Source organism: Acinetobacter sp. (assembly GCF_045628685.1).
Lineage (GTDB): Bacteria > Pseudomonadota > Gammaproteobacteria > Pseudomonadales > Moraxellaceae > Acinetobacter.
The window spans coordinates 18,170-44,299 of sequence record NZ_JAZQPV010000054.1 but is presented as its reverse complement, the minus strand read 5'-3'; the positions used below and the strand labels follow the sequence as shown (position 1 = coordinate 44,299).

The window sequence follows — 26,130 nt, the reverse complement described above, 5'->3', positions numbered from 1 at the left end:
ACACTGTTTAAAAAATTACGTTAAAAGCGATTTAAACCCATATTAAAGATAAGTATCAAATTTCTCTTTTTTCTGGCAATAAAAAAGCCCTCGCATGGAGAGCTTTTTCTTTGTCATATCACTCGATTAAATCGGTCTTACTTTGCGGCTTCACCCCAAGCTGGAACGACAGCTTGCATAAGAGGTTTGAGCATTTTCATAGAGCAAGCAATGACTTGACCATTATCCATAGAATCGGAACCACCACGTGCATCCACTACAGTACCACCTGCTTCTTTTACGAGTAACTCGCCTACAGCGATATCCCAAGGTTTCAAACCGAGTTCGAAGTAACCATCAAGACGACCTGCAGCAACATACGCCAAATCTAACGCAGCAGAACCTGAACGACGGAATTGTGCGCCTGCTTCAGTCACGTTTAATAATGAATCAAAATGATTTTTCGCATAAGAAACCACCTCACCGTTACGTTTATTACGGTAAGCATGACCTACACCCAAGAACGTATTGTCTAGGCTGTCTTTAATATTTACGCGAATACGACGTTGATTCATCATGGCACCGCGGCCACGACTTGCAGAGAAAAGCTCATCTTTCACAGGATCATAAATAACACCGTGTTGAGTTACGCCTTTATGCTGAACTGCAATTGAGATACAGAAATGTGGAAAGCCATTAATGAAGTTTAAAGTACCGTCCAAAGGATCGATCACCCAACACCAATCAGCGTCGTGACCATTACCTTCTTGCATACCAAACTCTTCACCAAGGAAGCTGTGGTTTTTGTAGCTTTTACGTAGAGTATCGATAGTCAACTGTTCCAAGTAACGATCTACACGCGTTACTGGACCATCAATTCCTTTTTCTTCGACTTGTAGATCGAGTTTATGACGATTTTGATGCGCTTTTAAAAGCTCTTGACCAACTAATTGAGCCGCACGCGCAGCCATAACCACCATAGGTTCCATTGAACACCCACTACAAATTTGAAGATACTGATAAAGAATAATGCCTAAAAGCCCTCATATTTTAGCAAACATGAGGGCTTTTAGGGGAAAAATGTTTTTAAAAATTTAACTCATCATGATGAAACGGTTTGCACAAGCTTTAGCCATGCTAATTCAATCGATTTTTCAATGCCTTTGGCATCAAGCCCGGCCTGTTGCAACATTTGTGCATGTGAAGCCTGGTGCATGAAAATATCGGGCAAACCTAAATTTAAAGTCGGTTTAACAATTTGTGCGTGAGCCAGATACTCATTTACCGCACTACCCGCGCCTGCCATAACCGCATGTTCTTCGACCGTCACAAATAAGCTGGTAGAGTTTGCAAGATCTGCAATCATCTGTTCATCTAAAGGTTTCACAAAACGCATGTTGACGACGCGAACACCCACATCATGTCCTTGTGCCAATACTTGTGCAGCATCAATTGCCACAGTGACACGGCTACCAAAAGCTAAAATACTAATGTGTTCATCTTGCTGCTCATTGAAACTGGCTACAATTTCTGCTTTACCAATCTCTAGCGCAGTCAGTTGGGCTTGAATTTCAACGCCAATTCCATTGCCACGCGGATAACGTACGGCTGCAGGACCGTTGAATTGATAAGCTGTATGCAACATCTGGCGACATTCATTTTCATCTTTAGGCGCCATAATCACCATATTCGGTACAGTGCGCATAAAGGCATAGTCATAGGCACCGGCATGGGTCGGGCCATCCTCACCCACCAAACCGGCACGGTCGATCCCGAAGGTCACATCCAGATTTTGCAAGGCCACATCGTGAATGAGCTGATCATAACCTCGTTGCAAGAAGGTCGAGTAAATGGCAACAACCGGTTTCAAACCTTCACATGCCATACCGGCAGCCAAAGTGACTGCATGCTGTTCAGCAATCGCGACATCAAAAAAGCGCTCAGGGAACTGTTTGGCGAACTGCACCATGCCTGAACCTTCACACATCGCCGGTGTAATTGCGAGTAAGCGGTCATCTTGTGCTGCTTCGTCACATAGCCATTGTCCAAATACATCCGAATATTTAGGCGCAGTATTTACCGGAGGTGTTGAATTTATTTTACTAATCGCGTGATATTTAATTTGATCTGCTTCAGCAGGAGCAAAGCCCTTACCTTTTTTGGTATAGACATGAATTAAACGTGGACCTTTACGTTTTTTCAGCCCATCAAAAACTTGTACCAGTTGCTTGACATCATGGCCGTCAAAAGGACCAAAGTAGTCAAAACCAATAGCTTTAAATAAGTTATCCGCGGCATCCGTTGCTGCACTGTGCAAACGCGAGTTATATAACCATTCAGGATGTGGCTGAACAAAAGCCTCGCCTGTCTCTGAAATATTAACCGATTGACCACTTTCCCAGATGGCAGCCAAGTGCTTGGCAAAACCGCCGGTACTGCGTGAAATCGACATATCGTTGTCATTCAGCACTACAATTAAATCTGCATTATGTGCCACCGCATCATTCATCGCTTCAAAAGCCATCCCTGCAGTCATGGCGCCATCCCCAATAATGGAAACCACTTCACACGGATCTTTTTGATAACGACGTGCCAGCGCCATACCCAGTCCAGCAGAAATTGCTGTTGAGGAATGGCCTACTCCAAAAGTATCAAATACCGATTCTTCACGGGATGGAAAAGCGGCCAAGCCATCTTTGGCACGGATAGTAGTGAGTTGTTCACGGCGACCGGTTAAAACCTTATGTGGATAAGCCTGATGACCGACATCCCAAATTAAACGGTCATGCGGTGTATTGAAACAATAATGCAAGGCCACGGTCAGTTCGATCACACCCAGATTGGCACCAAAATGCCCCCCACTTTGTCCTGCTGCATACAAAATGTACTGACGTAATTCATCCGCCACTTTTTCTAATTGGCTACGCTCGAGCAATCTTAATTGTTGTGGATGATCAATCGCATCCAGCAACGGTGTTACAGGGCGATGAGTCGGTATTTCTGTATACAACATAAATGGCAAAGCCTTCTAAAGCCTGGCAAATCCTAAGCTAGGTAAATGGGTTATTCGAGACAAGCAAGTACCGAATTGTATCACCTTTAAATCAGCCACATTTCTAGCGATGCAGTTTAGAGAGGCAGGTCTCTACACTGGGTGTTTGTTCATGAGCGAGATTATCCTGAATAATCTTACTATTTATCAACTATTATCGTTCGCTTTATACAAAAAAGAAAATCTTCTGCATAATTTCATCATAGCAATTCTACCAATGTCCAAGCATTACGCTATACTTTAATCAATTAATGAACTATTTGACGGGTTAAGCAGTGCCTATAGAATTTGTCGCAACATCAAGATTACCAACCGCTTTTGGTGAATTTAAAATCACTGTATTCCAAGATCCTCAAACCGGTGAAGAACATGTCGCACTTTCTAAAGGACTCGATACTCCACCTACTGCTCCAGTACTGGTTCGTATCCACTCTGAATGTTTAACTGGGGATGCCTTTGCCTCACTAAAATGTGATTGTGGACCGCAGCTTCAAGCAACTCTCAAGTTGATTAACAATGTCGGTCAAGGTGTGGTTCTATACTTGCGCCAAGAAGGCCGCGGGATTGGCCTGACTAATAAAATTCGCGCCTATGCCCTGCAAGATCAGGGACATGATACCGTGGACGCCAATCTGATGTTGAATTTACCTGCCGATGCACGACGTTATGACATGTGCACCATCATGCTTGAGCATTTAAAGATCAAGCAAGTTAAACTGGTCACTAATAACCCTTCAAAAATTGCTGCATTAGAAGAACTGGGTATTGATGTGGTTGATCGTGTTCCCCTCACTGTCGGCTTAAATCCTTTCAATGCAGAATATCTCAAAACCAAACATGAACGTATGGCACACATGTATAAAAAAGGTGACTTCTAATTCACTTTACAAAGCCTTATAAATCATAGTATTCAGGGATTTTTTACAAGATGTTAAAAAATCCCTTACTTTTTTTATGACTTTATGTTTTGATGTATTCAGTCCTTAAAATCATGCGATAGAGGTCATCTATGCAGAACCCAACTTCAGCTGATATTCAACGCGTTCGCGAATTTCTCCTCGACCTGCAAGCCCGTATTTGTGCAGCTTTAGAACAAAGAGAACTAGAGAGTGGCGGCACTGCTCATTTTGAGATTGATGATTGGGAACGCCCTGAAGGGGGTGGCGGCCGTTCACGTGTTTTGCAAAATGGCAGCGTGATTGAAAAAGGTGGTGTGATGTTTTCTCACATCAATATTTCCAAATTGCCTGCATCTGCAACTGAACGTCATCCACAGATTGCCGGTGCAAAAGCACAAGCTCTGGGTGTATCTTTGGTGATTCATCCGAAGAACCCTAATGTTCCGACTTCACATGCCAATGTGCGTTTGTTTGTGGCAGAGCCTGAAGGGCAAGATCCAGTATGGTGGTTTGGTGGCGGTTTTGACTTAACTCCCTTCTATCCCGATGATCAAGATGTATTGGACTGGCACCAAAAAGCCCATGATCTTTGCGCACCATTTGGTGATACAGTTTATACGGAACACAAAAAATGGTGTGATGACTACTTCTATTTAAAACATCGCGATGAACAACGTGGTGTCGGTGGATTATTCTTTGATGATTTAAATCAGTGGGATTTCGAAACCTGCTTTAAATATATCCAGGCGGTCGGCAATGGTTATTTAGAAGCGATCTTACCGATTTTCCAGCACCATCAAAATCAACCCTATACCAAAGCGCAACGTGACTTCCAACTGTACCGTCGCGGTCGTTATGTGGAATATAACTTGGTATATGACCGTGGCACCCTGTTTGGTCTGCAAACCGGGGGACGGATTGAATCCATCCTAGTCAGTATGCCGCCACTTGCCGCGTGGTCGTATCGTCCGGAATGGGATGAGGATTCTGCTGAAAAACGTTTAACTGACTATTATTTAAAACCGCAGGACTGGTTGACTGAACTTCAGTAATTAAGAATACATTTAAAATTTTCAATCCCTTTTCCATTCCTGGATAGAGGGATTTATTTATCTTCATTATTTTTTAAATTGAAAATTCACCCGCTTAGAATTATAAAAATTATTAAATCAATACCTTACATTAAAAAAGATTCATCATGTTATATTTAGCAGAATTCTACAGACATATTTCCTTACAGCACAACACTCTATAGATTTTATAAAATCGTTTAGACTGATAAATTCAATTTACTATTCACACATATTTAAACAGCACATCTCAATTAAAAAAATCGTGCTTTAGGAAAGCAACAATGTTAGATAAAATTTTAAACCATAAGGTGATTCTATTTTGGTCCATTTTCACCATGATCCTCTGTTCCATCATTATCACCCTATCATCCGACAACACCCTTTCGGATAGTTTATCGATTACCTTTACTGTATTTGCAGGATTTGCCTTGTTTTTTACTGCAGCCATGTGGCTAGAAGATAGGGTTCACGAAATTTGTAATCCATAATCCTATTTCAGTCCAATTTAATTTTTTAAATTTAACCCCTTACTTTTTATAATCCTTTAACTTTTATTTTCTCCCTTCTTCTGACTTTAGCCCAGTCTAAAAATGACGTATATTGAATGCCATTTCCGCACATGGATCTTGTGAAATGAGCAAACAATTTGCAGTGGTTGGTCATCCAATTGAACAGTCACGCTCGCCAGAACTTCATCATGCTTTTGCACAAAAGACAGGCATTGACCTGAATTACAGCAAGCGTCTTGCTCCTCTTGAGGGTTTTGAAGCCAATATCAAAGAATTCTTTACTGAGGGAGGCATAGGCCTGAACGTGACCGTGCCTTTTAAAGAACAAGCGTTTGCACAATGCGAAGTCCTGACTGAACGAGCCAAAATTGCCAAAGCGGTAAATACCCTGTGGATGCAAGACGGCAAGCTGCACGGTGATAATACGGATGGTCAAGGCTTGGTTGATGCAATTCAGGCCCTGAACTGGAACCTGGACAATACTGATCTTTTAATTATCGGTGCAGGTGGTGCAACACGTGGTGTAGTCTACCCTTTGGTTCAGGCTGGTGTGAGCAAAATCGTGATTGCCAATCGTACTCTTAGCCGTGCTGAACAGCTGATTAGCGATTTAAAAGATGCGGTTCCCCAGGCAACACTTACTGCAATTTCTTTAGACGATTTGGCAGGTGAGTTTGATCTTGTGATTAATGCAACCTCTGCCAGCCTAAGTGGCGATGTCTTAGTTTTACCTGAATCTTTACAATTTAAACATGCCTATGAAATGGCTTATGGAAAACCGTCCAGCTTTTTAGATCAAGCCAAAGCTCGCGGCATTCCAACTTCAGAAGGTTATAGCATGCTGGTGGGTCAAGCCATTGAATCTTTCTCGATCTGGAATGGGATAAAGCCGGTCTTGAAAGATTTTCTTTAACTACATGAAATAAAGCGATTGAAAAGGAGTAAATACCTGCTTCTTTTCAACATTCTTCCAAAAAATATCTTTGAATTGGATTTAATGACAGCATGATTTATGGATTAAACTGCCTGAAATTATTAAATTATTCATCTATCTAAAACTCAAGATATACAGTAAGACCTTAATTTAATTATTTTTTATATTATATATTTCCATCAAATACATTAATAAATATGAACCACACCTTATAATCAGTTACATTGATAACTAAATTGATCTACTTAAAATTCGCCTTTCTGACATTTTTCCCAGGCTCCACCATCAATGTATTTTGATGAACAATGTGAATAATCAAACTATCGATTCGGATAATCCAAAACTATTTCTAAATTAGGATTAACACTATGCCAGCTTATAAAGCCCCTTTACACGACATTCGCTTTTTAATGAATGAAGTTTTTGATTACCCAGAACATTATAAAACTTTGTCTAATGGCGAATTGGCCGATGCTGATACTGTAGACATGATTCTTGAAGGTGCAGCAGATTTTTGTGAGAACATCCTCTCTCCTTTAAACCAGTCGGGTGATGAAGAAGGCTGTCATTTTGAAAATGGCGAAGTTAAAACACCAAAAGGCTTTAAAGAAGCCTATGACCAATTCGTGCAAGGTGGCTGGCAAGGTCTGTCTTATCCTGAAGAGTTTGGCGGTCAAGGCTTGCCAATGTCGCTTAACCTGATCAAATCTGAAATGATGGGGACAGCCAACTGGTCATTCACCATGTATCCAGGTTTGAGCATGGGTTGTATGAATACCATCATGCAGTTCGGCACTGAAGAACAAAAAAATACCTACATGCCACATTTAACTACGGGAACCTGGTCGGGCACCATGTGTTTGACTGAACCACAATGTGGTACCGACTTGGGACAAGTCAAAACCAAAGCTGAACCACAAGCGGATGGTACCTATAAAATCACAGGAACCAAGATCTTCATTTCTGCAGGTGAACACGACCTGACTGAAAATATTGTCCATATTGTGCTTGCTCGCCTCCCGGATGCACCTGCAGGTACTCGCGGTATTTCACTATTTATCGTACCTAAATTCATCCCGACTGCTGATGGTGGCGTGGGTGAACGCAACCCTGTGAACTGTGGTTCAATTGAACACAAAATGGGGATTCGCGCTTCTGCAACTGCAGTTTTAAACTTTGATGCTGCGACTGGTTACCTGATCGGTGAACAGCACAAAGGTTTACATGCCATGTTTACCTTTATGAACACTGCACGTATTGGTACAGCGGTTCAAGGTATTGCCCATGCAGAATTGTCTTTCCAAGGTGCCTTGCCGTATGCTAAAGAGCGTATGTCTATGCGTGCCCTATCAGGCAAGAAAGACCCTGAACAAGTGGCAGATGCGATTATTCACCATGCAGACGTGCGCCGTATGTTGCTGACGCAAAAAGCCATTGCCGAAGGTGGTCGTGCCATGATTTATCATGCTGCACAACTTGCGGATAAAATGACCGATGCGCTTACTCAGGGCGACCAGACCAAATTTGAAGAATATGATGACAAACTGGGTTTCTATACCCCCATTCTAAAAGGTTTCTTGACTGAACTGGGTCTTGAAGCGGCCAACCACGGTATGCAAGTGTTTGGTGGTCATGGTTATATTAAAGAACATGGCATGGAACAAATTGCCCGTGATGCACGTATTGCAACACTCTATGAAGGAACTACCGGTGTTCAGGCACTTGACCTGATTGGACGTAAAGTATTGCTGTCTTCTAAAGGCAAAGTGGTTCGTGACTATACTGCGGAAATCTTACGTTTCTGCGGTCGTCATGCACGTAACAAATACATGCGCCGTTTTGCATGGGACTTAACCAAGATTTGTGCACAATGGAATGCTTTAACTGTACGCATCATGCTCGCAGCACGTAAAGACCGCGATATTGTTTCTTCAGCATCTACAGACTATTTGATGTTCTCTGGTTATGCGATGATGGCTTACTATTGGGCACAACAGGCTGCGGTCGCTTCTGAAAAACTGGAATCAGGCAACGGCGCAGAAACACCTGAATTTTATAAGGCAAAAATTAAAGTTGCGGATTTTTACTTTGAGCGATTATTGCCGCGCACCCAGGGTCATGCCGAAGCCATGGTGAATCCATCGAAAACCATGATTTCTTTAGCACCGGAACACTTTAGCTTTGACTACTAATCGGTAAAGTCTGAAGTAAAAAAGAGCACTTCGGTGCTCTTTTTTATGCGCTACAATAATCTCAATGCACACTTGGTTTTTAACCGCATAGAATAATAAAAAATCAATCTGGTGGCATTAAAGATGAAAAAATTACTTTCGTTTCTCAGTCATTTTTATACGGTGCATTCTAAAACTGCCCCGTTAAATACTTATCACCTTGAGCAAGATTTGGATTCTCCTGAACCTGCCAACTTCGGCGATGCTGCCCAGCCAATTACCCTGATCAGAACAGGACTGGGGAATGATCATATTGTTCAGGGATTAGCACTCAATCATACACACAATTTTTTGTACACTACGCATGTTACGGGCAATCCTGAGCAAGGCGTGATTAACAGATTTAAAATCCACAGCTCCAATTTATGGACTGCACAAGATGCCCAAAAACCTTCCTCACTTATTGGTCATCAAGGTATTTCAGTTGATCCCCAGCGTGACTTTATTTTTGCTTCTGCAGGAGCTGGCATTCCCAATAAGGGTTTGTATATGGTCAAATTTCAATACATACCCAATGCTGCGCCCAGTCAGATCCAAGTCATTCAGGTATTTGATAAAACCTACAATACAATTACCAACACCATGCCCTCAATCACACCGGATGGAAAATATCTGCTGGTACGGGGCAATAAAAATAAAATCAATGTCATCCGTATTTTTAAATTAGATTTGATTACCCAAAAAAACTTAACCAATATTTGTTTTTTATATGAAGAGGAATGGCCGATTGATTCAAGTTTCACTCATGACAAATCAGCATTTCAAGGCCTCTCCACCGATGGGACTTATGTATATTTATTAAGCGGAAATAAAAATAAAGGCCCTAAAAGAATGTATGTTTATGACTTAACCGGCAAATTGATTCAGAAAATGGATCAGGTGACACTCGGTCATTTTGACTCCTTATCCAATCAAGCCATCCAATATTGGGAGCCAGAAGGTCTAACTGTAGACAGTCTAAACCATCAACTTTACATTTTATATACCATAGGAAATACCGGACAATTCTTGGGCCGTATTTATCGAATGAAAATTAATTGATATAAAAAATAAATTTAATAAAAGTTGAATATTCTTCAATAAACTGACCATTCAAAAAGAGCAAAATCGCTTAATAATTTCACCTGAAGTTATCTATCCATACTTTATCTCTAATGAGGAAAATTCATTTCATTTCCACCCAAGATATATTTATTAGATATTTATGGTACTTTGTAAAAAGTATGAAGGGTTTATGAACAAATCGGATGAATAAACAATCATTTAATTTTTAAATTTAGCTTAAAAACAATTCTAAGGGAATGACTATTTCAAATAAAAACATTAAGTTAAAATATCACATTAAGATAATTTAGCACTTTTACAAAATCCCTATAGGTAAGTCCACGAAATCTCCACAAACTCCCCCTATGATGACCTCATTGAAAAATTAAGGGCATCCCCATGAAAAAAATGATTTCTACACTGATGATCGGTCTTATTGCTGCAACAGCGACCATGTCTGCAATGGCAGCCCCATCATTTGATCATAAGCATTCACCTGCTCCTCATCATTTTAATAAAAAACCAATGCCACCTAAACATGGCTTGCATCATGGGCCTCAGCATAAAGTGCCAGCGCATCACTTTAAAAAAGTAGACCATAAAGCACCGTTCCATCATGACATGAAACATAACGCAGGTCCGCATCACAAAATGCCACCTAAACATCGTTAATAAAAAAGAGCGCTTCGGCGCTCTTTTTTATTAAACTCAGGATTTCGGTTTCACAATGCATGAGTGATCGAGATTGTAATTTTTAACCCATATCCTTTATTTTATTAAATTGATACGCATCAATGTCATTGATAACCTATCCTAAATTTGAAACTCATATTTTTGCGAGCGAATTATTCAATTGAAGAAATAGAAAAGCTTTGGTGAATGGCAAAATTTTTTAGTTCTTTTAAAGTCTTATCTTCATTACTAAAGAAACTCTTCCAACACTGAATTTAAAAACACATGTCCCTGCTCTGTACAGGACAACCGGTTGTAGTCTTCAACCATCAACTTTCGAGAACGTAACGACGTTAATAGCTTATTCAAACCTTCTAAACTCAAACCTGTACGCTCAGCATAAAGTTTTGCTTCTACGCCCTCATTTAGACGTAAGGCATTCATCATAAATTCAAACGGCATGTCTTCATCTTCAATGTGCTTAAACTGTAAATGCTCTGCCGGTACTTTAGCTAAATAGTCTTTCGGTAAACGGGTTTTCTGGAAACGATAGATACCATCAGGCCGTGTCACTTTACCGTGTGCGCCTGCACCAATTGCCAGATAATCACCAAATTGCCAGTAATTTAAATTATGAGCAGATGGTTTTTCCTTACGCCAGGCCGAAACTTCATAATTCACAAAACCATTGACCTTTAAATAGGCTTCGCCCTGTTCCTGAATATCTTCAAGTACGTCTTCTACAGGTAAAACTGGTTGAGTACGGAAAAACACTGTATTCGGTTCAATGGTCAACTGATACCACGACACATGGGTTGCGCCATTTTCTATCGCCAGTTTTAAGTCAAGTAAAGCCTGCTCTAAAGTCTGTTCTGGCAAGCCATGCATCAAATCAACATTGATTCTTTCAAAGCCTGCATCACGGGCCAAATGAATGGCATTAATTGCATCATCATTACTGTGAATACGACCTAATTTTTTCAGGTGCTCTGTATTGAAACTTTGCACACCAATGGAAAGGCGGTTAATCCCTGCTTCTAAATATCCCGCAAAAGGATCGTGTTCTACCGTTCCCGGATTGGCTTCTAAAGTAATTTCACAGCCATCTTCAAAGGCAATAATGCTTTTTAGTTGCTTGAACAGCCACACATAACCTTTGGCAGAAATCAGTGATGGCGTGCCGCCACCAATAAAGACACTATGAATTTGGCGACCTTGGGCAAATTCAACTTGGGTTTTAAAGTCTGCAACCAAAGCCTGTAAATATTCCTGCTCTAAATCTAAAGACAGTTTTCCATCAGGTACGGCATGCGAATTAAAGTCGCAATACGGACATTTCCGCACACACCACGGCATATGAATATATAAAGACAAGGGAACAAGCGCAGGATTTAATTCAGCCAAGGATTAAGCTCAAAACAACAAAAAACAGGAAATATATTTTAACATGACTGCATCAAGACGCTAAGGAATACTGCTAATGATTGTTTTAGACTGAGAAAAACTCAACAAGAATACATACTTAATATGATGAAAATATCCAGTCAAATGCTCTTGCTGTTACCGCTGGCGATGGGAATCGGGATTGCCATGAGTCTGCAAAATGCCTTAAACAACCAATTACGTGAATATTTGCATTCTCCCTTACAAGCTGCCCTTTTATCTTTTTTGGTTGGTACAATAGTGCTTGCCATCCTGGTTTTTTTTCAGTCAGCAGAAAAACCGCATTTTACAACTTTAATCCAGATTCCCTGGTTTCTCTGGTTAGGTGGTTTTTTAGGTGTTTATGCCATCAGTTTAAGTATTTATGCCGTACCTAAACTGGGTTTTCTCATCCTGACTGGACTGGTTGTTTTTGGGCAAATCACCATGTCGATGTTACTGGATCATTTTGGCTGGTTTGGTGCTGAAAAAACCCCGATTAACTGGCAACGCCTTTTAGGAAGTATGGTTATTTTTGTTGGCGTACTGCTCACTTTGCAACGCTAAAGATCATGATCTTTATTAATAAATAATGAGTATTTTTTGTGTCTAATGTCACTGCTTTAACAACAACCACCCGCTTTGAATTAAAGCAACTCTTTCATTTGATGATTCCTATTTTAATCACCCAATTTGCCCAAGCAGGTTTGGGTTTGATTGATACCATTATGGCTGGACATCTCTCCCCAACCGACCTTGCTGCCATTGCAGTTGGGGTAGGTTTATGGATTCCAGTGATGTTGTTATTCAGTGGCATCATGATCGCAACTACACCTTTGGTTGCCGAAGCCAACGGCGCACGTACCCCTGAAAAAATTGCCACCATTGCACGGCAGTCACTTTGGGTGGCGTTTATTCTAGGTATTATTGCTGCACTGATTTTACAGGTTATGCCGTTCTTATTGCCTGTTTTGGGTGTACCTGAAGCCTTGCTGCCTAAAGCTAGCTTGTTCTTGCATGCTATTGGATTGGGTATGCCAGCAGTGACGATGTATGCAGCGCTACGTGGCTACTCGGAAGCACTTGGTTATCCACGCCCGGTTACTGTCATTAGTCTGATTGCACTCGTCGCACTGATTCCCCTGAACTTTATTTTTATGTATGGCTTAGGCCCGATTCCTGAACTGGGCAGCGCAGGCTGCGGGTTTGCCACGGCTATTTTGCAATGGCTGATGTTTATTGCTTTGGCAACTTATGTATTTAAAGGTACGGCTTACCGCAAGACTCAAGTCTTTGCTGCATGGGAAAAAATTGATCCGTATTGGGTAAAACGAATTTTACAGCTCGGTTTCCCGATTGGTTTAGCGATCTTTTTTGAAGTCAGTATTTTTAGTACCGCAGCGATTGTTTTAAGTCCACTCGGTGAAACCTTGGTGGCAGCACATCAGATTGCCATTTCTGTCACCTCTCAATTGTTTATGATTCCGATGTCACTTGCGATCGCACTCACCATTCGCATAGGCACTTATTATGGTGAAAAAAACTGGCTGGCAATGCGTAAAGTCCAGTTCCTGGGATTACTGACCGGTACGATTTTAGCGGTTGCCACCATGGCATTGATTTGGTTCTTCCGGCCTGAAATTGTTTCGATTTACACTTCAGATTATGACGTGGCACAAGTGGCCATGTACCTGTTGTTATTTGCAATTGCCTATCAGTTGATGGATGCATGGCAAGTCAGTGCCGCAGGTTGCCTGCGTGGCATGCAGGACACCAAAGGTCCAATGTGGATCACCATGATCGCCTATTGGGTAATTGCCTTCCCTGTTGGACTTTACTTGGCACGCTTTACAGAAATGAAAGCGGCTGGTGTTTGGGTCGGCTTGATTGTGGGTTTAACTGTTGCCTGTGTGCTGTTATTGATCCGTTTATTTATGATGAATAACCGGATCAAAACTGCTTAAATATCTCGATCTCATTCCTTTTTCTCATGAAAAAGGAATGAGATAAACAACAAAATGAATAAAAAATAATCACAATCACTTCATTCATTTAAGCTTCAAAAAATGTTTTTTAATGCTTAAAATCGAACAGTAAAAATGTAGCTTTTAACAATTTAAAGTAGGCAATATCAAGTTTAACGCCTATGATCATTGAAACCCATCTTTGATGATCTTGAGGAATATCGCATGGCAAAAACGGCTAGCACACCCGGTCGTCGCTTTATGAAACTTGCCAGTATGACGGCGAGCATTGCAACTAAAACTGTCTCAAACTCGATCAAAAATTTTAATGCCGATGAAGAACAAAAAAATGCCTCGCGCAGTAAACTTTTTCAAGATATAGGTCTACAAATTGCAGATACCCTTGGCGAAATGAAGGGGGCAGTCATGAAAGTGGGGCAAATTGCTTCACAATATAAAGATATTTTTCCGCCTGAAGTCGCTCGTGCTATTAGTAAATTACAACGCCAAGCTCCTGCGATGCCTTTTGCTGAAATTAAAGCTCAAGTCGAAAAAGAGCTGGGTAAACCGCTCAATCAAATCTTTAAACATTTTGAGGAACAGCCTTTTGCTGCTGCTTCTATTGGACAGGTGCATAAAGCTTTCTTGCCGAATGGGCAACAAGTAGTAGTTAAAGTCCAATATCCGGGTGTGGATGAAGCCTGCGAAAGTGATCTGAAACAGGTGCGTTTGGCTTTGCGTTTAATGGGTGTATTGAAAGTTGATCGCAAACTGCAAGATCAACTGTTCAAGGAAATTCAGGAAAGTCTGGACAATGAGTTGAATTATGAAATTGAAGCGCAAAACTTAGACATTGCGCGTACATTCCATGAGACATTAGACAGTAAAATTATTATTCCACACGTGTATAAAGACTATTCTTCTCGGCATATTTTAACCTTGAGCCTAGAACAGGGTGAAAGTATTGAAACTGCGAGTACCTGGTCTCAAGATATCCGCAATGAACTGGGTCGCCGTTTATTCCGTGCCATTGGGCAAGAGATTTTCTATTTGAAACGATTCCATTGTGACCCTCATCCGGGCAACTTTGCTTTTCGTGAAGATGGTTCGGTAATTATTTACGATTACGGTGGTGTAAAAACATTATCGAGTGAAACTGTGCAGCACTTTAAACATTTGGTTCAGTCTGCCCGCGAAGGCAATATTGCCGAGATGGAACAACAGCTGGATGCCTTACATGCCATTTCAGAACAAGGGAAATTCCCGGCTGAACTCTATAAGCAGTGGTTAGAAGTACTGATGCGTCCACTCACAACCATGTATGATTTTGAAAAAAACTCAGCCCATCATGATGGCATGGAACTGCTTAAATCTTCACTCAAATATTGGGATATATTTAAACCTTCACCAGAGACCTTGATGGTGAATCGGACCATTTCAGGTCATTACTGGAACATGATTCATTTAAAAATGCATGACAATCTCAATGACCTGTTTGATGAACTGGTGCCACCGCGTCAATAAATCCTTCATGACACCCAAATATAGCTTCTAATTTGGGTGCTATTTACCAAACTATTTTATTTTCCAAATTATTTTATTTGTCAAAACTATTGTTATGTTATAACATATCTATATTAACAATAATTTTGGAGTCCATCATGCGCGCGAATATCCATCCAGAATATCGTGAAGTTTTATTCCATGATACCAATGCAGATGTCTATTTCATTATTGGCAGTACCTTGCAAACCCAGCAAAGCAAAAATTATCAAGGTCAGGACTACCCTTATGTGACTTTAGATGTTTCAAGTGCATCTCATCCGTTTTATACCGGTGAACAACGTCAAGCGAGCAATGAAGGTCGTGTAGCAAGTTTCAATAAACGTTTTGCACGTTTCAAACGTTAACATGAACTTCATATTGTCTTAAGATTTAAGCGTTAGTCTTAAAACTTGAAAAGCCCAAGCATATTCCTCCAGCTTGGGCTTCTTTTTATATTTATATTTTAAAACTATCCAGATTTATTTAGTTTGTAACAACCATTGGAACAGATAAAAACCCAATGCTAAAACCATTACACCCATGAGCACACTGGAAATCACATAACCCAAAGCGAGTGTAGTTTGACCATGTTTTAAGAGTTGAAAGGTTTCCAGACCAAAACTCGAAAATGTGGTAAAGCCGCCTAAAATACCTACCATCAAAAATAGCCGCGCTTCATTTTGCAAGCTCGGAAATTTTTGGCTATAGGCAAAGAAAATCCCTGCCAGCAAACAGCCAAAAATATTCACCCACCATGTCGCCCAAGGAAACATGCTTGTCGGTTTAAGCAAAAATATGCCTGCGCCATAACGCAAACTTGCGCCAATTGCACCACCCATCGCCACCCATAACCAGCTCATTTATTTCGTCCAATACAGGTCGTGTACAACATGTCTTTTATCCACAACCTTGTCATGATTAAGCCCATACTTTTGCATGAATCTGTATTTTTTACAAAGAAATAATGCTGAATAAAATACATAAAAATTGTTATAGTCTTGCGGTTAAATTCACTATTTCTAGGGATTGAGAAAATTATGGCTCAAGATTTATTGGCACAGCTTCAAGCAGGCAAAGCGAAATTTGCAGATGTGATTGCATATATTGAAGCACGTTATAATCACGTGCCAACCGCATTTAAAAATGGGCAACAAACCAATGCTGCGACTGAAAATCAAGGCAGTGCCAAAGTCTTTTCATTTGCTCAACTGAATGGTCTAGATCAGGCGCAAACTTTAAGTTTATTCGCTGAACACTATGCTGCGGTATTAGCCACTCCAGAAGCCACTGACCACCAGAATATTCGCCAGTTTATGCAAAATGGCTGGGATGGCATTCATTTTGAAAACAAAGCTTTAACTGCAAAATAATTTCCTATCTAAGTCTTAGCAATAAAAAGCCCGCTTTATTAAAGTGGGCTTTTTGCTCCTTCCTTAGAAGAAATGAGGTTGGGAGGAATTAAAAAATCAAGAAACCCTTACCCGACACGACCATTCTTCAATTGCCTTTTGTTCCCACGGACGAGCATGTTTCACGTGAACCCATGCTTCCCCGGGTTGTAGTGCAGTAAAACGAAATACCTTTGCGCCTCCTACACCTACCATCACTTGCTGACTTTTAAGCACATCTTGCCGATAAATTTCTTCAACTTTTAAGAGGCTCTGCGGCTTGTCGACTTGCCAGAGATAACCTGTAGTCGGATTTTCTGGCAGGGTCAATTCCAGTGTTTGTCCTACATCCATTTCCAGTAAAGTCGGACATTCTTGCTCCAGTGAATAAACATGCGTTTTGCCATCCACGGTTGGACTCATGCTGCTACATCCAGCCACTAGCACTCCCATTAGTGCAATACACACTGCCACTAAACCTTTCATCTCTCAACTCTTCTAAATTTTGAAAAAATTAACTTTTTACTTTTTCAATCCACTGAATTGAACTGACACGGAATAACTCACATGCGCCATCGCCAGTATCTGTTGGAGTTAATGATGAGGTCCAGACCAAATCTTTATCTTTAATTTCAACCAACTCACCTTTTAAACGCACCAGATCACCACGTTTTACGTTTTTAATTTGCTTGGCGATTTGTGGGTTTGCAGGAATGATGTGCATATTCGAGACCATTTGCATGGCTTGCTCTTTCGGCACAGGCAGGCGATCAATTTTCCAGTTTAAATAGCGGTCATATTGATTCACGGAAATATGTCGTGCAATTTCAGGTTCAGCAAATAAGCCCCAGCTCACGGCATAATCAATCGGTGAAAATTTGGCCTGCTGATCATGAGTATAAATTTTCGAGCCTAAAATCCGAAAATCACCTTTAAAAGTTTGCAGCTTTTTAATGGATTGATCTTTAGAAAGCGGCGCCAAACCTTTAGCAATATTATAATCGACAGATGCGCTGGCACTTACTTGTAACATGCTGGTTGCAAGTAAAGCACTGAATAATAATTGTCTAGTCATCTGTGTACCTCAAAACGAATTTCTTTATTTTCAACTTTTATCTTAAGTCATGAAACTTAAATCACCATATGGACTTGGTAACAATATAGATATATTCAGTCACTTTTTTGTCTTATTAATTGACTGAAATATCTATTAAACTAACGACCTATAAAGAAAAATTAAGCAAACAATGATTTATAAATTTTATCAGCAACATATTTTCCCGCATTTACTCAATCAGGTGATGCAAACAGCTAGCCTGATGGATCAGCGTCGCGAATTACTGCTCCCGATTTCAGGTGAAGTTTTAGAAATTGGTTTTGGTACAGGTGTGAATCTGCCTTTTTATCAAAATGTTGATACGCTATACGCACTCGAACCGAATCCGGATGTTTATCAACTGGCAGTCAAACGCGTGCATGAAAGTGCGATCCATGTCCAACATGTTCAGGCCAGTGCAGAAAAGCTGCCTTTTGCCGATAATAGTATCGAGCACATTGTCAGTACCTGGACTCTATGCAGTATTGAAAATTTACCGCAGGCTTTGACTGAATTGCACCGTGTGCTGAAACCGACCGGTACTTTGCATTTGGTTGAACATGTTCAGTATCAGGACAACAAAACCCTTAAACATTTGCAGAATTTACTGACCCCAATTCAAAAACGTTTGTCGGATGGCTGTCACCTAAACCGTAATATTGAACAAGTCCTGTCAGATGCAAATTTCAGCTTTAAAGAACAACATTATTTTGATGCGGCTGGTATTCCTAAAATCGGCAGTCACATGTTCTTTGCCCGTGCTGAAAAAGCATAAGGGTTGAATTTACTTAAACTCAACCCTCTTCTCAATCCATCTGTTATCCAGATTAAGTCAGAAAATTGATCAATTAAAACCCATTAATCATCGAAGTTGATGCGAACGGTTTCAAAACGTACTCGTCCCTCTCGAATCGCTTGAGCAATCGCCTGTTGTCCTTTGGTGAGTCGTGCCCCGCCACTTTTAATATCAATCAGCACCACTTCAATATCCTCAGCTCGCCCTTCCCCATCGCGTAAGTCGGTATAGCCATCAAACACAATATAATCGACTGGATCACCCAAGAATTTGGCATCACTGGGCAAATATTGAAATTCGGGCATAATGGGAGCCAGCTGCTCTGCCATTTTGCCTTTTAACACCGCCCGACTGGTATTCACACTGCGCTTTTGCGCACTGGTTAAAGCCTGCTGATGTTCTAGCTCCAGTTCGGCAATGTATTGTTCATACTCTGCTTTGACCCGCCCATTACGGGTATTGCTTAAAATTAGGGTGGTCAATACCACACCAATACATGCACCAATCAACATTGCCATCCAGATGGACATTATTTTTTCCTAATCCAAAAAAGTACCGCCACATGGGTCTTTAAGACTTTTGTCATGTGTCATATTCGTCGCATCAAACAATGATATGCTAGGACTGAGCAGAATAAAATCGTCAGGGTCATGAAAACAATCTTAATTGCAAATCAGAAAGGTGGATGTGGCAAGACCATTACCGCAATTAGCCTTGCTGCCGCGTTAGCACAAAAAGGTTACCGTATTGCATTGGCGGATGCCGATAACCAGAAATCAACTTTGCAATGGCTTAAACACCGCCCTGAAGATGCTGCTCCAATTCAAAGTCTGGACTGGCGTCCAGGAAAATCCATGGATAATGTACCTAAAAATTTAGAGTATCTGATTATTGATGCGCCCGGAGCACTTTCTGGTGAGCATTCAGAACAACTGATTGGGGAAGCGCACGCTATTATTACCCCATTACAACCCTCATTTTTCGATATCGATAGTACGCGCCGCTTCTTAAAACATTTACAAGACATCAAACGTATTCGTAAAGGTAAAGTACAAATATTGCTTTTAGCTAATCGCGTTAAAGCCAATAGTGCCGGTGCTAAAGAGATTCAGGAGTTTTTCAACAAAATTGAACAGCAACCTGTCGCCTGGATTTCTGAACGGACGGCTTATAGTCAGTTGGCGATGCAAGGTCTAACTGTGTTTGATAAAACTCAAAAAAATTATTTAAGCATGCAAAATCAGTGGCAGCCGGTTTTAAATGCCATTATTGATGATCCGACTAAATGGTTTTAGCCTCATCTAGGCTATGCCTTCAAGCCTAGAAACTGAATTTGTTTATTCATTATTCACTAGAACTTACTCGGCTTTCATTTTCGCGAGCTTTTTTTTCAGTTAAGATGGCATGGACCTTAGAAACAAATCAGTGAATGCAGTGCAACAGTACGCGCCAACATTACAAAAAGTATTATTATTTGGATTATTTTTCATCCTCATTTTTTTGAGCTGGAACGTTCTCAAATATTTTATTGTGCCTGTACTTTGGGCAGCCATTATTGCTTATATGACCTGGCCTTGGTATCAATGGATTTATCGCAAGTCTGGCTCACGTGCCACGCTGAGTGCGACCATCATGATCAGCCTAATCATTTTGCTGATTGGTATTCCGCTGACCTTTGGCATTTTCATGCTGCAACATGAAGGTCGAAATTTATATTATGAATTGCAAAAACAGGTGTTCTCGGGTCATTTAAATGTTCCGCAATTTATTCGCGACTTACCGTTTATAGGCAAGGAAATTAACCGTACTTTACATGACATCAATACTGACCCGAACAGTATTGTGCAAACCGTTTCCAGTTGGATTCAGGGTCATCTCAATTACGGGCGTTTCGTTTTAAATGAAATTGGTAAAAATATCGTCAAGCTATGTTTTGCCGTATTGTCACTGTTCTTTTTCTACCGTGACGGTCAAATCATTCTGAACCAGGTCAGCAAAGCCTTGGAAATGATTATTGGTCCACGTGTCCATCATTATCTAGATACCATTTCTGAAACAACTCGTGCTGTGGTTTATGGTGTGGGCTTAACCGCAGTGGCACAGGCTGTTTTAGCCGGTTTAAGCTATTTCGTTGCGGGTGTACCCAACCCAATGGTACTCACCATTGTGACCTTCTTATTGGCACTGATTCCTTTTGGAACCCCCATTGCTTATGGCTCAGTTGCATTATGGCTATTCTCGCAAGGACAGACTGTTGAAGCGATTGGGGTGGTCGCCTGGGGGGTGTGTATTGTTAGTACCTCGGATAATGTGATTCGTCCACTGGTCATTTCCGGTGCTACACAAATTCCGTTCTTGCTGATTATGTTCGGGGTATTGGGAGGTATTGCAAGTTTTGGTCTGGTCGGCCTGTTTATTGGTCCGGTGATTCTTGCGGTGTTGTTGGCGATTTGGCGTGAATGGCTACATGAAACCAATGAATTTGGCCCTCTCATGCTGCCAAAAACCACTATGGCTTATGATCTGGAAGATGATAAAGACCAACCCAATCCAGATAAAAGCTGAGCTTCTGGTTTAAGAAACTCATACATTCAAATACTTAATCATTATTGAATTGCATCTGATGCCTTGTTTGAATGGACAAGGTCAAAATAAAAGTAAAGGATGCAATATAATGTGGTCTTCCCTATTTAAATTAACGACGCTAGGTGCGGTTAGCAGCTTTGCCATGATGGGCTGCGCAAACTCGCCCACCTCATCTCATCATACTCAACATCAGGCGACTGTTCATACCGTATCGGCTCAAGGCGTAGGCAAAGCCATTGGTACCATCCAATTCAAAGACAGTCCAGCCGGCTTAGTACTTATTACTGACTTGGCTGAACTGCCACCGGGTCCACACGGTTTTCATATTCATGAAAAAGGTTCCTGTGACCCAGCTAAAAAAGATGGGGAAATCGGTGCGGCAATGGCAGCGGGTGGTCACTTTAACCCGAACCAAGCGCCTCATCACGGAACCCCACTTACCGGTCATTTAGGTGATTTACCCGTGTTAAATGTGGATGCTCAAGGTCAGGCGAAGGTGACTTTGGTTGCCCCACGTTTAAAACTGGCCGATGTGCAAGGTTTAGCGATTATGGTTCATGCCGGTGGCGATAACTATGCCGATCAGCCAAAACCTCTAGGCGGTGGCGGAGAGCGAATTGCGTGTGGTGTAATCAATTAATGATCACTTAAAAATAAAAAGCAGATATGAAGTCTGCTTTTTTGATAACTATCCGCTGATCTAAGTTTTAAATAAAAAACCTAAAAATAGCTTTGAATATAAAGCTCTTTAAGCAACTTGATACTGCAAAAATTGACAGCACATCTAAAAAAGTTCAGGCTGTAGGAACAATAATTTTACTTTAGAAAAATCGTGAATAGCCTGAAAGACTTAATTCAACGCTTTAAATCCAATTCCATTTTAATCTATTGTCTGCAAATTTTTATTGTCCTGACTGGAACCACCTTAGGCCTGCTGTTTTTAGGCTATGAATCCTTAATTGTTCCGGTGACTTTAGGTGCCATTGCTACTGCCCTGACCGACTTTGATGATCGCCTGAGTATTCGACTGCGCAATCTGGTCTATGTCTGTATTCTGTTTTTTGGCGTCAGCAGTATTCTTGAATTCCTCTATCCTTATAAACTGCTTTTTATTCTGTATTTATCGTTGTCGAGTGCCGCTTTTATTTTAATGGGTGCACTGGGACAACGTTATGCCACCATTTCTTTTGGCACGATTTTACTGTCCATTTACACCATGTTTGGACTGGGTGAATACAGCCAGTGGTATCAGCAACCGAGCTATTTTGTACTGGGCGCGCTGTGGTATGGACTGACGTCGATTATCTTTTATTTGCTCAAACCGACCCAAGCCGTCCAAGACAATTTGGCAGCCAATTTCAATGCGATTGCCGACTTACTGTTGGCCAAAGCCCGTTTGTTTGATCCGGATAATACCGACAATATTGAACCCTTACTATATGAACTTTCATTAAAAAATAGTGAAGTAGTACAGAGCCTGAATATAACCAAGGCATCTTTGCTCACCCGTTTAAAAGCCTCTCGCGCCAATAAACATACCATTTACTGGCTTAATCTTTATTTTTTAGCGCAAGATATTCATGAACAGGCGACATCCAATTATCTGCATTACGAAAATATTCACAAAAACTTTAGCCGTACCGACTTGATTTTCCGCATTCAAAAGAATGTAAAACTACATGCTTTATCCTGCCAGAAACTGGCGCAAAATATTCTCACCCATCAAAGCTATCAATCCAATCCAGACACGGATATTGCCATTGCCAATCTGGAAAGTTCAATTCATTTATGGATTGAAGAAAATCCGCAGAATCTGGAAGTGAAAAACCTGTTGCTGATTTTGCGCAATCTGAAAAAAATTCAGGAACAGTTTTTAAATTTGAGTCATGAACAAAATAATTATCGTCAAAATTATCTCCAGCATCAGGAAAATATCAATCTGCTCGATGATGATATTCAGGATTTCCCTGACTTATGGCTAAAACTGAAACAACATCTTACACCCAATTCAGCGCTGTTTCGTCATGCGGTACGGATTGCCTTTGTATTTGCCGTAGGTTATGCCATTTCATTAATGCCATTTGCTAAAAATGGTTACTGGATTTTATTGACCAGTTTATTCGTCTGTCAAATCAGTTATTTCGCCACCAAAAGCCGTTTAAAACTGCGTACTTTAGGCACTATTTTAGGTGTTCTTTTGGGCATACCGGTTTTATATTTTGTTCCGAGTATTGAAGGACAACTGGTTCTGACCATTATTTCTGGCGTATGTTTTTTCTATCTTCGTTCAAAAAAATATGCCTTGGCCACATTGATGGTAACCTTAATGGTGTTGCTAATTTTTAATTTAAAAGGAGCAGGTTATGCCATTATTTTGCCGCGAATTGTTGATACCCTTTTAGGCTGTCTGATTGCATGGTTTGCGGTCAGCTTTATCTGGCCCGACTGGAACTTCCGCAATATTTCTAGCACCATCAAGAAAAGCAACCAAGCCACATTGGATTATTTCGATGCGGTAGTGAAGCAATATCAGTTTGGTAAAAACAATAGTCTGGATTACCGTCGGGCACGTCGCACCGCACACAATGCACAAATTGAACTGTCGAGCATGATTTCCAGTTTAAGTACCGAACCGAATCCAAATCAGGCGCTGATTCATTCTGCTTTTCGTTATCTGGTCTATAGTCACAGTCAACTCAGTTATGTTTCGGCTTTGGGCAGTCACCGTGAACAGGTACAAGATGCGCAAGTGCTGGATTTGATGCTGTGGTGTAAAGATACTTTATTCGCCGTGCTGTTACAGCAACAAGCGCTGGATATGGACAAAATTCAGGACAAGCTGCACGACATTCAACAGATGAGCACACAGGAAAATCTGTCTGAAAATTTATTATTGGCACTGAAACAGATCAGCTTATTACTGGAAACGCTGCCTGAATTGCTAAATTTAAGAACCGAATTATGGGCGCAGGAAATTAAATAATCCGAGTTAAATGGTTGGTTATAAGTATTTGATATATTTTATAAATATATTTGTTTTTAATTCCCTGCTGCTGCAATATTCAGTAAACTCATGCTTGATTTTCATTAATTTAAGCATAAGCATGAATATTCAAACTTTACGTATCATTGGTCTTTTGGAAGGACTTTCCTTTCTGCTGCTTTTGTTTATCGCAATGCCGATGAAATATATACTGGATAATCCCGTCTTGGTAAAATATGTCGGCATGGGGCACGGCGTACTGTTCATGCTGTTTTTAATCGTGTTGTTTACGGTATGTGAAAAACAGAAATGGTCGATTTATATGTTTATTCTGGGTTTAATCGCATCCATTTTACCGTTCGGCACTTTTGTTTTCGATCGAAAATTAAAGACTTTTCAGCAGCCAATTGCTGAATAAAATATCCTGGGTCATCTTCAACCCCCACCTGCCCTTTAGCAGATGTGGGTTAAATACATGGTGCTTTTCTGCAAATTGTCTTGTGATTAGCGGGGAGAAAGCTGTCCAGACATATTAAAACCTTCCCTGCTCTACACGTTCTTTTAAAATCTGTTTAAGCATGCTTCGGGGAAAACTAAACCACAGCGCAATTAAAACAAAACACGCTATGCTATATGCCCAAAGATGGTATTGCTCATACATGATCCTGACCAGTTCAATAATAATAAAGAAGCTGAACATCAACAGCATCGACACGGCTGCTGCGACTGTTCCTTTAGATATTTCTGATGACATCAGTGCAAAACGGTAAAGCACCGAAAAACTGATGCCTTCACCAAAGCTGATCAAGGTCATGCCTGCAATTAAGCACCAGATTAGATAATCCGTCCAGATCACACCGGCAATTAAGACCACTGTTCCCAGCAACATAATCGGCAAACCGATCAGTACCGATTTACCCAAAGCCAACTTGTCGATAATTTTGATCAGCACGATATTGCCAAGGATTAATCCGCCCAATACCGGAAATTGTGCCAAGCCATATTGCATGCTGCTAAAACCCAGCTCTTCCACCAATATCACAGGTGAAAGCGCAATCCACAGCATCAGCGGCATACTGACCATAGGGAGGGCTAAAGTCATGCCTAAAAAACGTTTGTTTTTATAGACCTGTTTAAAGTCATCTAAAATATAACTCAGCGGCTGTTTCGGAATGCTTAATTTCGTGTCCGGCATTTTGGCGTTTAAACCAAACCAGCTTAAAAATGCTAAAAATGCGATACCAATAAAACCCCAATGCCATGACACATGATCGATCAGGAATGCACCGACGACAGGACCGAGTAAGGGTGCAAGCAAGGAAATATTTGCCATCAGCGCCATGACTTTAATCGCGTCACGTTCTTCAAAAGTTTCCTGAATAGCGGCATAACCGACAGCGGAGATGACCGTGAGACCAATCCCCTGTAAAAAGCGCAGCGCTAAAAAGCTTTCAATATTTTGGGTGAATAAAATCAGCAAGCAGCACAGTACAAAGAACAGCACACCCGAGAGTAATACTTTTCTGCGTCCCAAGCGGTCGGACAATGGTCCCAGTAACCACGCCACACATGCCCCACCCAACAGGTAAAACGACATGGAGGATGGTGCCCATGAACTGCTCACGCCAAAGTCTTTGGTAATGGCGAGCATGGCGGGTTGGACCAAGTCGTTGCCGATATAGACGGAAAATTCAAACAGGACCAATGCCAGGGGGAACATCAACGTGGCACGGTTTAAAGTAGCTGTTTTAACTTTTTGCATTGTTTTCTACTATTTTTGAATAGGCTTTTTAGGACTACGCACTATTTTTAGGGAGAGAAGCGTCAGCCCAATGACAAGCATTGAGTGTTTAAATTAAAGTTTGGGAAATGCACTTGGTTATAAGTGACTTAAAATACCGTATTCACAAGATGTCTGAAAAGATAAAAGTGTTTCGTGATAAATATTTGTCTCAAA

Annotated in this window: 26 protein-coding genes; 18 read left to right on the top strand and 8 right to left on the bottom strand. The window is 40.9% G+C overall.

The annotated features are described in order from the left end of the window. Positions 1-137: 137 nt before the first annotated feature. Together ACKI4H_RS07290 and dxs are read right to left on the bottom strand one after the other, a co-directional pair. Positions 138-968 (bottom strand): inositol monophosphatase family protein, encoded by an 831-nt coding sequence (locus ACKI4H_RS07290; RefSeq protein WP_407304794.1) that lies wholly within the window; start codon positions 966-968, stop codon positions 138-140. Positions 969-1,081: 113 nt separating this feature from the next. Further along, on the bottom strand, positions 1,082-2,992 hold the full coding sequence (gene dxs, locus ACKI4H_RS07285; RefSeq protein ID WP_407304793.1) for a 1-deoxy-D-xylulose-5-phosphate synthase: 1,911 nt from the start codon (positions 2,990-2,992) through the stop codon (positions 1,082-1,084). 314 nt (positions 2,993-3,306) lie between these two features. On the opposite strand from dxs, the gene ribA reads away from it, so the two are divergent. From ribA to ACKI4H_RS07250, 7 genes are all read left to right on the top strand, one after another. Then, entirely contained in the window at positions 3,307-3,909 is a 603-nt protein-coding gene (gene ribA / locus ACKI4H_RS07280) for a GTP cyclohydrolase II (protein WP_407304792.1), read from the top strand. A 131-nt stretch (positions 3,910-4,040) separates the two neighbouring features. Then, positions 4,041-4,982, top strand: a complete 942-nt coding sequence (hemF, locus tag ACKI4H_RS07275) for an oxygen-dependent coproporphyrinogen oxidase (protein WP_407304791.1) — start codon at positions 4,041-4,043, stop codon at positions 4,980-4,982. A 302-nt stretch (positions 4,983-5,284) separates the two neighbouring features. After that, the gene (locus tag ACKI4H_RS07270) at positions 5,285-5,491 is read left to right on the top strand and encodes a hypothetical protein (RefSeq protein ID WP_284067339.1); all 207 of its coding nucleotides are present in this window, start codon (positions 5,285-5,287) and stop codon (positions 5,489-5,491) included. Between the two features lie 145 nt (positions 5,492-5,636). Beyond that, positions 5,637-6,425, top strand: coding sequence for a shikimate dehydrogenase (aroE, locus tag ACKI4H_RS07265; RefSeq protein ID WP_407304790.1), 789 nt, complete (start codon positions 5,637-5,639; stop codon positions 6,423-6,425). A 389-nt stretch (positions 6,426-6,814) separates the two neighbouring features. After that, entirely contained in the window at positions 6,815-8,638 is a 1,824-nt protein-coding gene (locus tag ACKI4H_RS07260; protein ID WP_407304788.1) for an acyl-CoA dehydrogenase C-terminal domain-containing protein, read from the top strand. A 123-nt stretch (positions 8,639-8,761) separates the two neighbouring features. Then, the gene (locus ACKI4H_RS07255; RefSeq protein ID WP_407304787.1) at positions 8,762-9,718 is read left to right on the top strand and encodes a hypothetical protein; all 957 of its coding nucleotides are present in this window, start codon (positions 8,762-8,764) and stop codon (positions 9,716-9,718) included. 402 nt (positions 9,719-10,120) lie between these two features. Continuing rightward, complete coding sequence (locus tag ACKI4H_RS07250; RefSeq protein WP_407304784.1) at positions 10,121-10,393, top strand: hypothetical protein; 273 nt, start codon at positions 10,121-10,123, stop codon at positions 10,391-10,393. A 249-nt stretch (positions 10,394-10,642) separates the two neighbouring features. Here the strand turns inward: ACKI4H_RS07250 and hemW are convergent, their stop codons facing one another. Further along, entirely contained in the window at positions 10,643-11,797 is a 1,155-nt protein-coding gene (hemW, locus tag ACKI4H_RS07245; protein WP_407304783.1) for a radical SAM family heme chaperone HemW, read from the bottom strand. 123 nt (positions 11,798-11,920) lie between these two features. Between hemW and ACKI4H_RS07240 the strand changes: the two genes are divergently transcribed. From ACKI4H_RS07240 to ACKI4H_RS07225, 4 genes are all read left to right on the top strand, one after another. After that, positions 11,921-12,382 carry a DMT family transporter gene (locus ACKI4H_RS07240; protein ID WP_407304782.1) on the top strand — a complete coding sequence of 154 codons (462 nt, stop codon included), beginning with the start codon at positions 11,921-11,923 and terminating at the stop codon, positions 12,380-12,382. A gap of 38 nt (positions 12,383-12,420) precedes the next feature. After that, positions 12,421-13,779, top strand: a complete 1,359-nt coding sequence (locus ACKI4H_RS07235; protein ID WP_407304781.1) for an MATE family efflux transporter — start codon at positions 12,421-12,423, stop codon at positions 13,777-13,779. Between the two features lie 225 nt (positions 13,780-14,004). Beyond that, positions 14,005-15,303 carry an ABC1 kinase family protein gene (locus tag ACKI4H_RS07230; protein ID WP_407304780.1) on the top strand — a complete coding sequence of 433 codons (1,299 nt, stop codon included), beginning with the start codon at positions 14,005-14,007 and terminating at the stop codon, positions 15,301-15,303. Positions 15,304-15,440: 137 nt separating this feature from the next. Next, entirely contained in the window at positions 15,441-15,689 is a 249-nt protein-coding gene (locus tag ACKI4H_RS07225) for a type B 50S ribosomal protein L31 (protein WP_407304778.1), read from the top strand. 114 nt (positions 15,690-15,803) lie between these two features. Here the strand turns inward: ACKI4H_RS07225 and crcB are convergent, their stop codons facing one another. Next, positions 15,804-16,184 (bottom strand): fluoride efflux transporter CrcB, encoded by a 381-nt coding sequence (gene crcB, locus ACKI4H_RS07220; protein ID WP_407304777.1) that lies wholly within the window; start codon positions 16,182-16,184, stop codon positions 15,804-15,806. 177 nt (positions 16,185-16,361) lie between these two features. Between crcB and ACKI4H_RS07215 the strand changes: the two genes are divergently transcribed. Continuing rightward, positions 16,362-16,694, top strand: coding sequence for a HopJ type III effector protein (locus tag ACKI4H_RS07215; protein ID WP_407304776.1), 333 nt, complete (start codon positions 16,362-16,364; stop codon positions 16,692-16,694). Between the two features lie 96 nt (positions 16,695-16,790). Here ACKI4H_RS07215 and ACKI4H_RS07210 read toward each other — a convergent pair whose 3' ends face one another. Both ACKI4H_RS07210 and ACKI4H_RS07205 read right to left on the bottom strand, forming a co-directional pair. Further along, complete coding sequence (locus tag ACKI4H_RS07210) at positions 16,791-17,198, bottom strand: protease inhibitor I42 family protein (RefSeq protein WP_407304774.1); 408 nt, start codon at positions 17,196-17,198, stop codon at positions 16,791-16,793. A gap of 28 nt (positions 17,199-17,226) precedes the next feature. After that, positions 17,227-17,787 (bottom strand): hypothetical protein, encoded by a 561-nt coding sequence (locus ACKI4H_RS07205; protein ID WP_171539466.1) that lies wholly within the window; start codon positions 17,785-17,787, stop codon positions 17,227-17,229. Positions 17,788-17,959: 172 nt separating this feature from the next. On the opposite strand from ACKI4H_RS07205, the gene ACKI4H_RS07200 reads away from it, so the two are divergent. Beyond that, positions 17,960-18,583: a class I SAM-dependent methyltransferase gene (locus tag ACKI4H_RS07200; protein ID WP_407304773.1), complete on the top strand. Its 624-nt coding sequence runs from the start codon at positions 17,960-17,962 to the stop codon at positions 18,581-18,583. Positions 18,584-18,666: 83 nt separating this feature from the next. Here ACKI4H_RS07200 and ACKI4H_RS07195 read toward each other — a convergent pair whose 3' ends face one another. Next, positions 18,667-19,134, bottom strand: coding sequence for a Holliday junction resolvase-like protein (locus ACKI4H_RS07195; protein ID WP_131320119.1), 468 nt, complete (start codon positions 19,132-19,134; stop codon positions 18,667-18,669). Between the two features lie 120 nt (positions 19,135-19,254). Here ACKI4H_RS07195 and ACKI4H_RS07190 point away from each other — a divergent pair, with 120 nt between their 5' ends. From ACKI4H_RS07190 to ACKI4H_RS07170, 5 genes are all read left to right on the top strand, one after another. After that, complete coding sequence (locus tag ACKI4H_RS07190; protein ID WP_407304771.1) at positions 19,255-19,899, top strand: ParA family protein; 645 nt, start codon at positions 19,255-19,257, stop codon at positions 19,897-19,899. A 139-nt stretch (positions 19,900-20,038) separates the two neighbouring features. Beyond that, entirely contained in the window at positions 20,039-21,169 is a 1,131-nt protein-coding gene (locus ACKI4H_RS07185) for an AI-2E family transporter (RefSeq protein ID WP_407304865.1), read from the top strand. 163 nt (positions 21,170-21,332) lie between these two features. Beyond that, a complete protein-coding gene (sodC, locus tag ACKI4H_RS07180) occupies positions 21,333-21,830 on the top strand; it encodes a superoxide dismutase [Cu-Zn] SodC (protein WP_407304863.1) in 498 nt (165 codons plus the stop codon). 192 nt (positions 21,831-22,022) lie between these two features. Then, positions 22,023-24,173 carry a YccS family putative transporter gene (gene yccS, locus ACKI4H_RS07175; protein ID WP_407304770.1) on the top strand — a complete coding sequence of 717 codons (2,151 nt, stop codon included), beginning with the start codon at positions 22,023-22,025 and terminating at the stop codon, positions 24,171-24,173. A 121-nt stretch (positions 24,174-24,294) separates the two neighbouring features. After that, positions 24,295-24,591 (top strand): DUF3817 domain-containing protein, encoded by a 297-nt coding sequence (locus tag ACKI4H_RS07170; protein ID WP_407304768.1) that lies wholly within the window; start codon positions 24,295-24,297, stop codon positions 24,589-24,591. Between the two features lie 114 nt (positions 24,592-24,705). Here ACKI4H_RS07170 and ACKI4H_RS07165 read toward each other — a convergent pair whose 3' ends face one another. Further along, positions 24,706-25,935: an MFS transporter gene (locus ACKI4H_RS07165; protein ID WP_407304767.1), complete on the bottom strand. Its 1,230-nt coding sequence runs from the start codon at positions 25,933-25,935 to the stop codon at positions 24,706-24,708. Between the last annotated feature and the right edge of the window lie 195 nt (positions 25,936-26,130).

What these genes read in the sequence shown, in the direction of transcription:
- ACKI4H_RS07290 (WP_407304794.1), bottom strand. Translation starts at nt 968, where the DNA reads ATGGAACCTATGGTGGTTATGGCTGCGCGTGCGGCTCAATTAGTTGGT.
- dxs (WP_407304793.1), bottom strand. Translation starts at nt 2,992, where the DNA reads ATGTTGTATACAGAAATACCGACTCATCGCCCTGTAACACCGTTGCTG.
- hemF (WP_407304791.1), top strand. Translation starts at nt 4,041, where the DNA reads ATGCAGAACCCAACTTCAGCTGATATTCAACGCGTTCGCGAATTTCTC.
- ACKI4H_RS07270 (WP_284067339.1), top strand. Translation starts at nt 5,285, where the DNA reads ATGTTAGATAAAATTTTAAACCATAAGGTGATTCTATTTTGGTCCATT.
- aroE (WP_407304790.1), top strand. Translation starts at nt 5,637, where the DNA reads ATGAGCAAACAATTTGCAGTGGTTGGTCATCCAATTGAACAGTCACGC.
- ACKI4H_RS07260 (WP_407304788.1), top strand. Translation starts at nt 6,815, where the DNA reads ATGCCAGCTTATAAAGCCCCTTTACACGACATTCGCTTTTTAATGAAT.
- ACKI4H_RS07255 (WP_407304787.1), top strand. Translation starts at nt 8,762, where the DNA reads ATGAAAAAATTACTTTCGTTTCTCAGTCATTTTTATACGGTGCATTCT.
- ACKI4H_RS07250 (WP_407304784.1), top strand. Translation starts at nt 10,121, where the DNA reads ATGAAAAAAATGATTTCTACACTGATGATCGGTCTTATTGCTGCAACA.
- ACKI4H_RS07240 (WP_407304782.1), top strand. Translation starts at nt 11,921, where the DNA reads ATGATGAAAATATCCAGTCAAATGCTCTTGCTGTTACCGCTGGCGATG.
- ACKI4H_RS07230 (WP_407304780.1), top strand. Translation starts at nt 14,005, where the DNA reads ATGGCAAAAACGGCTAGCACACCCGGTCGTCGCTTTATGAAACTTGCC.
- ACKI4H_RS07225 (WP_407304778.1), top strand. Translation starts at nt 15,441, where the DNA reads ATGCGCGCGAATATCCATCCAGAATATCGTGAAGTTTTATTCCATGAT.
- crcB (WP_407304777.1), bottom strand. Translation starts at nt 16,184, where the DNA reads ATGAGCTGGTTATGGGTGGCGATGGGTGGTGCAATTGGCGCAAGTTTG.
- ACKI4H_RS07215 (WP_407304776.1), top strand. Translation starts at nt 16,362, where the DNA reads ATGGCTCAAGATTTATTGGCACAGCTTCAAGCAGGCAAAGCGAAATTT.
- ACKI4H_RS07210 (WP_407304774.1), bottom strand. Translation starts at nt 17,198, where the DNA reads ATGAAAGGTTTAGTGGCAGTGTGTATTGCACTAATGGGAGTGCTAGTG.
- ACKI4H_RS07205 (WP_171539466.1), bottom strand. Translation starts at nt 17,787, where the DNA reads ATGACTAGACAATTATTATTCAGTGCTTTACTTGCAACCAGCATGTTA.
- ACKI4H_RS07200 (WP_407304773.1), top strand. Translation starts at nt 17,960, where the DNA reads ATGATTTATAAATTTTATCAGCAACATATTTTCCCGCATTTACTCAAT.
- ACKI4H_RS07195 (WP_131320119.1), bottom strand. Translation starts at nt 19,134, where the DNA reads ATGTCCATCTGGATGGCAATGTTGATTGGTGCATGTATTGGTGTGGTA.
- ACKI4H_RS07190 (WP_407304771.1), top strand. Translation starts at nt 19,255, where the DNA reads ATGAAAACAATCTTAATTGCAAATCAGAAAGGTGGATGTGGCAAGACC.
- sodC (WP_407304863.1), top strand. Translation starts at nt 21,333, where the DNA reads ATGATGGGCTGCGCAAACTCGCCCACCTCATCTCATCATACTCAACAT.
- ACKI4H_RS07170 (WP_407304768.1), top strand. Translation starts at nt 24,295, where the DNA reads ATGAATATTCAAACTTTACGTATCATTGGTCTTTTGGAAGGACTTTCC.
- ACKI4H_RS07165 (WP_407304767.1), bottom strand. Translation starts at nt 25,935, where the DNA reads ATGCAAAAAGTTAAAACAGCTACTTTAAACCGTGCCACGTTGATGTTC.